The organism is Microbacterium sp. Leaf351 (genome assembly GCF_001423825.1).
In the GTDB taxonomy this organism is placed as follows: domain Bacteria; phylum Actinomycetota; class Actinomycetes; order Actinomycetales; family Microbacteriaceae; genus Microbacterium; species Microbacterium ginsengisoli.
Genome location: NZ_LMPK01000033.1, coordinates 206,080 through 216,213 on the forward strand (window position 1 = coordinate 206,080; position 10,134 = coordinate 216,213).

Sequence of the window (10,134 nt, forward strand, 5' to 3'; positions counted from 1 at the left end):
CGGCGAACGCGAACGAGACGAGCTTCATCTTCGGGCGCAGGCCCAGCTCGCGCACGGCGTGGCCTCCCGCGAGGAGACTCATCGTCGCGCCGTCGGTGAGCGGGGACGACGTGCCGGCGGTCACTCGTCCGTGCGGACGGAAGGGCGTCTTCAGACCGGCGAGGTCGGCCATCGTCGTCTGCGGGCGACGACCCTCGTCCTCGGTCGCGATGCCCCAGGCGCCCTCGGCATCCTTCGTGGCGACGGAGACGAGGTCGGGCTGGATCTTGCCGGCGTCGTAGGCGGCCTGCGCCTTGTGCTGGCTGAGCATGCCGTAGCGGTCGCTGCGCTCCTTGGTCAGGTGCGGGAAGCGGTCGAAGATGCGCTCGGCGGTCACACCCATGTTGAGGGCGCCCGGGTCGACCAGCCGCTCGGCGACGAATCGCGGGTTGGGGTCGGAGTTCGCTCCGATGGGGTGACGGCCCATGTGCTCGACGCCGCCCGCGAGGGCGAGGTCGTACATGCCGAAGCCGATCGAGCCGGCCATGGTGGTCACGCTCGTCATCGCGCCCGCGCACATGCGGTCGATCGCGAATCCGGGCACGCTCTGGGGGAGCCCGGCGAGGATCGCGGCGGAGCGCCCGAGGGTGAGGCCCTGGTCACCCGTCTGCGATGTCGCGGCGATGGCGACGTCGTCGATCCGGTCGGCGGGGACGTCGGGATTGCGCCCCATCACGCCGATGATCGTCTTGACGACGAGGTCGTCTGCCCGGGTGTTCCAGTACTGCCCTTTTTCACCCGCGCGCCCGAACGGGGTGCGCATGCCGTCGATGAAATAGACGTCCGAATTCTCGGCCACTCTGCCTCCAAAGTCTGGGATCGAGTCCAGCCTAAGGTGGAACTGCGTCTCACGAAATCGGTTGGTTCGAACCTACGATGCGGGTTCGGCGGGCTCCGCCGGGTTTTGCGCGGAAACGACAAAGGCTTCGGCGATCAGCTGTGCGGTTTGCGCAATCTGCCAGCGGCGCGCCCCACCCGCCGCGAGGGCGGCCGCGATGTGGTCCGCGTCGGCGGGAACCGGCGGCTCCCACGCCAGGCGGCGCAGCAGCTCGGGCGTCAGCAGGTTCTCCGTCGGCATGCCGAGACTCGACGCACGCTCCTCGATGACCGGGCGCGCCGCCTTCAGCCGCGCGTCCGCCTCGGGGGCGCGGTCGGCCCACGCGCGCGGCGGCGGCAGCGTGTCGCCCGGAACGCGGTCGGGGGGAAGGTCGGTGTCCGCGCGACCCCGCTCGATCGCATCCCACCAGCGGTCGAGCTGGGTGCGGCTGGCGCGGCCGGTGAACTCCTTCACCTCGGCGAGGGCGCGTTTGGTCGCGGGGTTCGCCTGAATGGCCGCGACGAGTGAGCGATCGGGCACGAGCCGGCCGGGGGAGACATCCTGTTGCTGCGCGTATTCCTCACGCGCGGTCCACAGGGCGCGGGCGATCGCGAGGTTGCGGCGCCCGCGCAGGGTGTGGAGTCCGCTCAGTCGGCGCCACGGGTCGGCGCGGACGGGCTTCGGCTCACGGTGCAGCACCGCGTCGAACTCCTCGGCCGCGAGCTCGGTCTTCCCCTGCGCAGCGAGCTCGTCGACGAGGATGTCGCGCACGTCGACGAGATGCAGCACATCGAGCGCCGCATACTCCAGCCACGACTGCGGCAGCGGACGCGTCGACCAGTCATCGGCCGAATGCGCCTTCGCGAGCGTGATCCCGAGGGTCTCCTCGACGATCGCACCGAGCCCCACGCGTTCGTGACCGAGGAGCCGGGCCGCGAGCTCGGTGTCGAAGATGCGCTGCGGCACGAGGCCCCACTCGCGCAGCGACGGGAGGTCCTGGCTCGCCGCGTGCAGCACCCACTCGTCATTCAGAGCCGCCTGCAGCACGGAGGCATCGGGCAATGCCGGCGGGTCGAACAGGAAGACACCGGCATCCCGTCGGAAGACTTGCACGAGGTAGGCGCGCTGGCTGTAGCGGAACCCGGAGGCCCGCTCGACGTCCACAGCGATCGGACCGGTTCCCGCCGCGAGCACGGCGGCCGCGGCATCCAGTCCCTCGGTCGTCGAGATCACGTCGTAGTCAGGCACGGGCACGTCCTCGGGGATTCAGCACGGGGGCCTGTTCAGAGCCCGGCGGGAGACCGGCGAGCATGCAGACGACCTCGGCCCAGGCACGCACGTGCGCGTCGAACGGGCCGTCGGGCGTCCACGACGCGCGAAGCTCCAGCTGCGAGCCGGAGCCTTCGGCGGCCAACGAGCCGAAGCCCTGCGAGACGGTCTTGGTGACCGTGCCGGAGGGGGAGTGATAGGCCGCGCCGTTCTCGTCGAGCGCGTCGAGCAGCCAGGCCCAGGCCACCTCGGCGACCATCGGATCGACGCCGATGTCGACCTCGAGCGGCGCCTGCGCATAGCAGACGATGCGCCACGCACCGCCCCACGCGTCGGGCTCCTCCCGGTCGTGCAGCAGCACGAACCGACCCGTGCCGTAGACGGAGTCGAGCGCATCGGGCTCGGGACGGATGTCGCCTGCGAGGGCGAACGCCTCGGGGGCGAGTCCCGTCGGGGCGGGCAGCTCGCGGGTCACGAGGTCGTCGCGAAGGTCCGCGGCATGCAGCTGGGCAAGCGCGGCGGCGAACGACGCGGATGCCGCGGGAGCCTGGTCGACCACGACGACAGACTAGAATGAAGCCTCGATGGCAAGCTCAAGGCGCGCCGCGTCGCGCGGCGCCTCACCCGCGGTCTCTCTCGGTCTGCGCACCCTCATCGTCGCGCTCGGCGTGCTGCTCGGACTCTCGCTCGCGGCGATCGCCGGTGTGGCCGGACGCATCGCGCGACTCGTGGTGACTCCCTCGCGCCGGCGCCCCGACACGACCATCGTCGCGCTCGACCCGGCCGCCCAGACGATCACCCTGACGCGCACGCCCGACACGGAACTGCCCGGACGATACGGTCTGTTCACGACGGGTGCCGAGGAGTACCTCAAGCTCGGCTCGGTCCTGCAGGCGGATGCCGGCACGGTCAAGCGCAAGCTTCTCACCGAGGTGCCGACGGGCACACAGCTCGCCGACCCCGCCGCGTTCAGCGGGTGGTACTACGACCGTCCCGAGCAGTTGCATCTGCCCTACCGGTCGACACTCATCGGCTCCGCCGTGGGGCCGTGCCCGGCGTGGATCTTCCCCGCCGACGGCGGCAGCGACGTCTGGTGCATCCAGATCCATGGCCGCGGCGCCGCGCGGGCGGAGTGCCTGCGCGCGGTCCCTCTGCTCCACAGTCTGGGCATCACGACGATGGTGACGTCGTACCGCAACGACGGCGAGGCACCGCGCAGCCGCACGGGCACGTACATGCTCGGCGCGACGGAGTGGCGCGACGTCGACGCCGCGGTCGGCTACGCCCGCCGCCACGGGGCAGAGCGCATCATCCTCATGGGGTGGTCGATGGGCGGCGCGATCGCTCTGCAGCTCGAGCTCAGTTCGGCGCACCGTGATCGCATCGTGGGCGTGATCCTGGAGTCACCGGTGGTCGACTGGAGGGTCGTGCTGCGGTATCAGGGTCGGGAGATGGGGCTGCCCGAGCCGGTCACCGAGCTCGCGCTCACCGCGCTGCAGTCGGAGTGGGGTGCCGCCCTGACTCGCAGTGGAGCGCCGATCCCGTTCGACCGCCTCGACGTCGTGGCACGGGCGCAGGAGCTGCGGCATCCGATTCTGATCCTTCACAGCGACGACGACGGGTTCGTTCCCTCGGAGGCGTCGCACCAGCTCGCCGACGCCCGTCCCGACCTGGTCGACCTGCAGGTCTTCGCCGTCGCCCGCCACACGAAGCTCTGGAACTACGACCAGGAGCGCTGGAGCCGGGCGATCGAATCGTGGCTCGACGCGCACGCGCTCATCCCGCGGGACGCAGGCGCAGATACGTGAACCCCGTCTCGTCGACCAGGTGGCCGACGACCCGCGTGGCCACGCGCTGATCGCGCGCCAGCCGGAGGAAGGGCGAACTGACGGGTTCGAGCACGGGCGCGACCGTGAGGCAGTACTCGTCGATCACTCCGGCCGCCGCGAACTGGCTCGCGAGCGACGGTCCACCCTCGCAGACAACGCGGCGATGGCCCTCCTCCGCCAGGACCGTGAGGATGTCCCGCGGGGACAGCGGTGCGGGTCCGGGCACCGGCAGCACAGTGATGCCCGCGGCATCCGGATGCGAGCGGATCGCATCGGCGCGATCGGCGGGGCAGATCACGATCACCTGATCGCTCGCGGCACCCTCGGCCAGAGCGAGGCGGTGGCCGGTGAGGTCTCCGCTGGACGTGACGATCGCCAGCCGCGCACGGCGGGGCACGATGTACCCCTCTGCCCGTACGCTCTGCGCGCCGACGACGACGACGTCGGCGAGCTCGCGGATGATGCCGAGAATGAGACGGTCGACGCGGTTCGTGAGCGACTCGCTCGTGCCGTCGTCGCCGGCGGCCGCTCCTGTGAGGCTCGTGATCATGTTGAGCCGCACGAAGCGGTCGGCCGTGGGCGCATAGATATGACGCAGTGCCTCACGCGTGCCGGGGGCGAGGGTGTCGAACGCGCGGAGCGTGCGCGGCTCGAGTTCGAGCAGGGTCATCCCGCCAGTGCACCCGACTTCTCGTGCACCTGGCGCTTGGCGCGCCGGAGCATCCCCGACATTCCGGCGATGCGCAGCGGCGAGACCGCGCGTGTGAGCCCGATGGTCTGCGGGTAGTCATCGGGGATCGCGAGCACCTCGGCGACGGTCAGACCGGAGATCCCCTGCACGAGGATGCTGGCGAAGCCGCGGGTCGTCGGCGCCTCGGCGGGCGCCATCGCGTGCATCGTCACGATGCCGTCGGCGACCTCGATCAAGATGTAGACCGGGGACTGGCACTCCGCCACACGCTCGCACATCTCGGGATGGCCCTGCAGGGCCGGGGGCACCTCGGGGAGCTCCTCGGAGTACTCGAGGAGCAACTGGAGGCGCTCGGGGTCCGAGAGCTCGAGGAAGGCGTCGCGCGCCTCGGCGAGCGAGGGCGGGAGCGCGTCAGAGTCCGACATCGCCCCCATCCTCGCACGCAGGAAGAACGTCAGGCGCGCGGGGGGACCGCGCCCGGCTCGGCACCCGTGACGATGGGAACCCGCACGGCGCTGCCCCACTCGGTCCAGGAGCCGTCGTAGTTGCGCACGTTCTCGATGCCGAGCAGGTGCTTCAGCACGAACCAGGTGTGGCTCGAGCGTTCACCGATGCGGCAGTAGGCGATGACCTCATCGGCGTCGCCGAGTCCCGCCTCGTCACGGTAGATGGCGTCGAGCTCGGCGCGCGACTTGAAGGTGCCGTCCGCGGCCACGGCCTTGGCCCACGGAACGCTCGCCGCGCTGGGGATGTGGCCGGCGCGCAGGGCGCCCTCTTCGGGGTAGGCGGGGGCGGACGTGCGCTCGCCCGAGTACTCCTCCGGCGACCGCACGTCGATGAGCGGCTTGCCGAGGTGGACGAGGACGTCCTCCTTGTACGCGCGCAGCACGGAGTCGTCGCGCTCGATGACGGGATACGACGTCGCGGCGCGCTCGGCGGGCGCGGTTGTGATGTCGCGGCCCTCGGCGATCCAGCGATCACGGCCACCGTCGAGCAGGCGCACGTCCTCGTGGCCGAACAGCGAGAACACCCACAGTGCGTAGGCGGCCCACCAGTTGTTCTTGTCGCCGTAGATGACGATGGTGTCGTCGCGCGAGATGCCCTTGCGGCTGAGCAGCTCGGCGAAGCCCGCGCCGTCGACGTAGTCACGCACGACCGGGTCGTTGAGCTCGGTGTGCCAGTCGACCTTGACGGCGCCGGGAATATGGCCGGTCTCGTAGAGGAGGACGTCCTCGTTGGACTCGACGACCACCAGGCCCGGGTCGGTGAGGTGCTCGGCGAGCCACGCGGTGCTCACCAGCCGGTCGCTGTGCGCATACTCGGCGAACTTCTGGCTGTCGGTGTCGGGTGCGACGGACATCGCTGCTCCTCGGAAATGACGGGTGGGTGACGGCGTTAGGGTTGTTCGCGTCCCCGCCAACCTACGTCGGTGCAGCGGGGGCGGATCTGTTGCGTCGAAAAATGACAGGGGCACGAATGGCAGCCGCCGTGACCACGGGCGTCATCCACCTCACCGACCGCACCCCTGACGTGAGCGGCGCGGACATGGTCGCCGCCCTCGTCCCCCCGCCCCAGTTCGACGGAGCGACCTTCGAGACGTATCGCGCCGATGACGCCTATCCGTCGCAGCGGGCGGCAAAGGAGAAGCTCATCGCCTTCTCCGGCGGCGGAGCGGCCGCACCGGTACGTCGGGGGCTCTTCTCGAAGGCGCCGAAGATCGAGCCCACAAAACCCGGGGTGTATCTCGACGGCGGGTTCGGCGTGGGCAAGACCCACCTCCTCGCGTCCATCTACCATGCGATGCCCGCCCGCCGTAAGTACTTCGGCTCGTTCATCGAGTACACGGCGCTCGTCGGCGCACTCGGCTATCAAAAGGCCGTCGAGCTCTTCCGCGGCGCCGACCTGCTGTGCATCGACGAGTTCGAGCTCGACGACCCGGGCGACACGATGGTGATGACCCGTCTCCTCGGCGAGCTGGTTCCCGGTGGAACCAGGCTGGCCGCGACATCCAACACGCCTCCGAACGCGCTCGGCGAGGGCCGTTTCGCCGCCCAGGACTTCCTGCGCGAGATCAATGCGATGTCTGCCAGCTTCGAGACGCTGCGCATCGACGGCGTCGACTTCCGCCAGCGCGCCCTCGACGGCCACGCGGTCGTGCTCGACGACGAGGCATACACGGTGGCGATCGCGGATGCCGCGGCATCCGGTCTCGTCTCGGATGACGCGTTCGGGGACCTCGTCGCGCACCTGGCCCGGGTGCACCCGTCGCGCTACATCCGCCTCATCGACGGTCTCGCCACCATCGGGTTGCGCGACGTCGTCACGCTGGAGGACCAGTCCGCAGCCCTGCGACTGGTCGCATTCGTCGATCGCGCCTACGACGCGCAGGTGCCCATCCGTGCGACCGGAGTCGCCCTCGATCGGGTCTTCGGCGAGGACATGCTCGGCGGGGGATACCGCAAGAAGTACCTGCGCGCCATCTCTCGCCTGAACGCCTTGACGCATTCCTGACGACTCCCGGTCGCTCCCGCGCAGCTGCACGGGAACCTCACGGTCATGCCTCGAGATCTCTGCGACTCCCGAAACGTGATGTTAACGCGGGCCTGTGCACTGTTACCTGCCGGAAACACGAGGCGCATACCGGGCGAAACCCGCTCTCGCGAGACTGGCCGCACCCGACGCTACGCTCTCCCGCGCGTTCTGCCGAGGGTCCTGTAACACGACACATGAGTGAGGATTTCATGGACAACGGAAGTCTCGCCTGGTACATCGCCGCAACGGCGCTAGTGCTGTTCATGACGCCGGGCGTTGCGTTCTTCTACGGAGGACTCGTCAAGGCCAAGAGCGTCGTCAGCATGATGATGATGAGCTTCGGAGCAATGGGCCTCATCGCCGTGCTCTGGATCCTCTACGGATTCAACATGCAGACCGCCGACTGGTGGCCTGGCGTACTCGGCAACCCCTTCAGCGACTTCGGCCTGACCACCATGGCCAACACCCCGGAGACCGCATCGGTCAACCTGACCGCCGTCTCGTACGGCGCGACGTTCGCGATCATCACGGTCGCGCTCGTCTCCGGCGCCATCGCCGACCGCGCCAAGTTCGGCTCGTGGATGATCTTCGCGTTCCTGTTCGCGACGATCGACTACTTCGCGGTCGCCGGCTGGGTCTGGAACACCAACGGCTGGATCTTCAACCTCGGCACGACGCTGTTCGGCAAGGACGCTGGCGTTGAGGTCATCGACTACGCCGGTGGTACTGCGGTGCACATCAACGCCGGTGCCGCGGCGCTCGCGCTCGCACTCGTGCTCGGAAAGCGCGTCGGCTTCAAGAAGGGCATCACCAAGCCCCACAACGTGCCGCTCGTGCTGCTCGGTGCCGCCATCCTGTGGTTCGGCTGGTTCGGCTTCAACGCCGGCGCCTCGGCCTTCTTCGTCTCGCCCGAGGGCACCTCGTCGGCGAACGGCGCGATCCTCGCGGGTATCGGTGCCGTCGGCTCGCCGACCGGTCTGATCGTGATCAACACGCTCGGCGCCACGGCTGCGGCCGTGCTCGGCTGGATCATCGTCGAGAAGCTCAAGGACGGCAAGGCCACCTCGGTCGGCGCCGCCTCGGGTGCCGTCGCCGGTCTCGTCGCGATCACCCCCTCGTGCGCGAACCTCGACCCGGGCTGGGCGCTCCTGCTCGGCCTCATCGCCGGTGGCGTGTGCGCCATTGCGATCGAGCTGAAGTGGAAGCTCGGCTTCGACGACTCGCTCGACGTCGTGGGTGTCCACCTCGTCGGCGGCATCATCGGAACGCTGTACCTCGGCTTCTTCGCCACGGGCACGGGCCTGTTCCTCGGCGGTGGCTGGGACCAGCTCATCCTGCAGGCGATCGCCGCAGCCACGGTGCTGGTGTTCTCCTTCGTCGTCGCCTTCGTGATCGGTTTCGCGATCGAGAAGACGATCGGGTTCCGCATCAAGAACGAGGACGAGATCGCCGGTGTCGACACCACGGTCCACGGTGAAGAGGGCTACGCACTCGCGGAGTGACCTTCACCGATCGTCCCGAAGGGCGTCGCGGCTTCGGCCGCGGCGCTCTTCGGCGTTCCCCGGCGGGCGCGCTCCGCTAGCGTGAGGATGTGGCCTTCTCGACACTGCTCCGCGGATTGGTGCGCGCTCTCACCGGACGCCCCGCTCGCGCCGAAGAGGTCGACATACGCACGACACGCGGCATCCGCGTCGCGTACTCGCCGTCTCCCGGCGGCACGGCTGACGGGGGAGAGATCGTGTGGACCTGGGTACCGTTCCAGGCGAACCCGCGTCAGGGGAAGGACCGGCCGGTGCTCGTCATCGGCCGCGCCGGACGCGGTCATGCGTGGGCGATGAAGCTGACGAGCAAGTCCCACGCCGGCGACCGCGAGTACGTCTCGCTCGGCAGCGGTGCATGGGATGCCGCCCGGCGCGAGTCGTGGCTCGATCTCGATCAGCTGTACCGGGTGCCGGATGCGGCGGTGCGCCGCGAAGCCGCGGCGCTCGACGCGCGCACGTTCCGCCGCGTCGCCGCGGAGCTGCAGCGCCGGTACGGCTGGCGCATCTAGCCGGGAGCTGCGCGGCGGGCTAGCCTCGCGGCATGGGGGAGCACGAGGCGTCCGATCGCCGTGGGCTGGGCGGTGTCATCTGGGCGTGGATCTGGACCGCCGTCGCTGGTGCCGTCGCGTTGCCGCTCTGGGCGGTGAGTGGCCTGACGCAGGGGGCATGCTACGACTCGTCGGTGCCGGGACGCTCGTACTGCACCTCGGGTCCGGTGCTCGGCGCGCCGGCGACGGCGGTGCTGTGGACCCTGTGGGCGATCGCGGTCGCCGCGTGCCTCGTCATCGCCATCCGGACGACGCGCACGCGCCTGTGCGAGGCGTAGAACTCAAACGACGAACCCCCGCCGAAGCGGGGGTTCTGTGGTGGGCGATACCAGACTCGAACTGATGACCTCTTCCGTGTGAAGGAAGCGCGCTACCAACTGCGCCAATCGCCCGATCGGCCCCGGAGGACCGAGTGTCGAGCATACCGGATGCGGCGGGCCCGCCGCGAACCGAGAGCGCGAAACGCCCGCGCGCGTGCCGGTTTTGCGTCGACCGATTCGTCGGCTAAAGTCGTACGAGTGCCCCGGGCAACCGGGAAACACGCGGATGTAGCGCAGTTGGTAGCGCATCACCTTGCCAAGGTGAGGGTCGCGAGTTCGAGTCTCGTCATCCGCTCGAGTGCAGGGGTCGTTCCATCGAACGATCACGGCACGTGGGGTCAAACCACACGGTGGCGTGGCCGAGCGGCTAGGCACCGGCCTGCAAAGCCGTTTACACGGGTTCGAATCCCGTCGCCACCTCCACTCACAAGTGAACATGCCTGAACAGGCGCGATTGGCGCAGCGGTAGCGCGCTTCCCTGACACGGAAGAGGTCACTGGTTCGATCCCAGTATCGCGCACCACCCGAAACCCCCGGCTCGCCGGGGG

The 10,134-nt window shown here is 69.5% G+C and carries 11 protein-coding genes and 4 tRNA genes; 8 read left to right on the top strand and 7 right to left on the bottom strand.

The annotated features are described in order from the left end of the window. The 3 genes from ASG00_RS14535 to ASG00_RS09315 form a co-directional block, all read right to left on the bottom strand. Positions 1-838 (bottom strand): thiolase family protein (locus tag ASG00_RS14535; RefSeq protein WP_442922631.1); only part of this gene is annotated, 838 nt, incomplete at its 3' end. A 72-nt stretch (positions 839-910) separates the two neighbouring features. After that, positions 911-2,104, bottom strand: coding sequence for a ribonuclease D (locus ASG00_RS09310; RefSeq protein WP_056208878.1), 1,194 nt, complete (start codon positions 2,102-2,104; stop codon positions 911-913). Further along, on the bottom strand, positions 2,097-2,684 hold the full coding sequence (locus ASG00_RS09315) for a DUF3000 family protein (protein ID WP_056208883.1): 588 nt from the start codon (positions 2,682-2,684) through the stop codon (positions 2,097-2,099). Before ASG00_RS09315 ends, ASG00_RS09310 begins: the two co-directional genes overlap by 8 nt. A 25-nt stretch (positions 2,685-2,709) precedes the next feature. Here ASG00_RS09315 and ASG00_RS09320 point away from each other — a divergent pair, with 25 nt between their 5' ends. Beyond that, positions 2,710-3,933, top strand: coding sequence for an alpha/beta hydrolase family protein (locus ASG00_RS09320; protein ID WP_056208886.1), 1,224 nt, complete (start codon positions 2,710-2,712; stop codon positions 3,931-3,933). Here ASG00_RS09320 and ASG00_RS09325 read toward each other — a convergent pair. From ASG00_RS09325 to ASG00_RS09335, 3 genes are read right to left on the bottom strand one after another with little or no spacing between them, the layout of a single operon-like run. Then, positions 3,902-4,624: a dihydrofolate reductase family protein gene (locus tag ASG00_RS09325; RefSeq protein WP_082483179.1), complete on the bottom strand. Its 723-nt coding sequence runs from the start codon at positions 4,622-4,624 to the stop codon at positions 3,902-3,904. The two genes, ASG00_RS09320 and ASG00_RS09325, sit on opposite strands and share 32 nt — an antisense overlap. After that, complete coding sequence (locus tag ASG00_RS09330) at positions 4,621-5,070, bottom strand: SufE family protein (RefSeq protein ID WP_056208890.1); 450 nt, start codon at positions 5,068-5,070, stop codon at positions 4,621-4,623. The genes ASG00_RS09325 and ASG00_RS09330 overlap by 4 nt, the downstream gene beginning before the upstream one ends. 29 nt (positions 5,071-5,099) lie before the next feature. After that, positions 5,100-6,005, bottom strand: a complete 906-nt coding sequence (locus ASG00_RS09335) for a sulfurtransferase (protein WP_056208893.1) — start codon at positions 6,003-6,005, stop codon at positions 5,100-5,102. A 116-nt stretch (positions 6,006-6,121) separates the two neighbouring features. Between ASG00_RS09335 and zapE the strand changes: the two genes are divergently transcribed. From zapE to ASG00_RS09355, 4 genes are all read left to right on the top strand, one after another. Further along, positions 6,122-7,156: a cell division protein ZapE gene (zapE, locus tag ASG00_RS09340; RefSeq protein ID WP_056208896.1), complete on the top strand. Its 1,035-nt coding sequence runs from the start codon at positions 6,122-6,124 to the stop codon at positions 7,154-7,156. A 230-nt stretch (positions 7,157-7,386) separates the two neighbouring features. After that, positions 7,387-8,679, top strand: a complete 1,293-nt coding sequence (locus tag ASG00_RS09345) for an ammonium transporter (RefSeq protein WP_056208900.1) — start codon at positions 7,387-7,389, stop codon at positions 8,677-8,679. An 89-nt stretch (positions 8,680-8,768) separates the two neighbouring features. Continuing rightward, the gene (locus ASG00_RS09350; RefSeq protein WP_235557349.1) at positions 8,769-9,227 is read left to right on the top strand and encodes a type II toxin-antitoxin system PemK/MazF family toxin; all 459 of its coding nucleotides are present in this window, start codon (positions 8,769-8,771) and stop codon (positions 9,225-9,227) included. A gap of 32 nt (positions 9,228-9,259) precedes the next feature. Next, complete coding sequence (locus tag ASG00_RS09355) at positions 9,260-9,544, top strand: hypothetical protein (protein ID WP_056208903.1); 285 nt, start codon at positions 9,260-9,262, stop codon at positions 9,542-9,544. A 38-nt stretch (positions 9,545-9,582) separates the two neighbouring features. On the opposite strand, the gene ASG00_RS09360 is transcribed toward ASG00_RS09355, so the two are convergent. Continuing rightward, positions 9,583-9,658 (bottom strand) — tRNA-Val (locus ASG00_RS09360). 150 nt (positions 9,659-9,808) lie between these two features. Between ASG00_RS09360 and ASG00_RS09365 the strand changes: the two genes are divergently transcribed. The 3 genes from ASG00_RS09365 to ASG00_RS09375 all read left to right on the top strand — a co-directional run bounded on the left by ASG00_RS09365 (position 9,809) and on the right by ASG00_RS09375 (position 10,109). Then, a tRNA-Gly gene (locus tag ASG00_RS09365) sits at positions 9,809-9,881 on the top strand. Between the two features lie 54 nt (positions 9,882-9,935). Further along, positions 9,936-10,009, top strand: a tRNA-Cys gene (locus ASG00_RS09370). Positions 10,010-10,034: 25 nt separating this feature from the next. Then, a tRNA-Val gene (locus tag ASG00_RS09375) sits at positions 10,035-10,109 on the top strand. Positions 10,110-10,134: the final 25 nt, after the last annotated feature.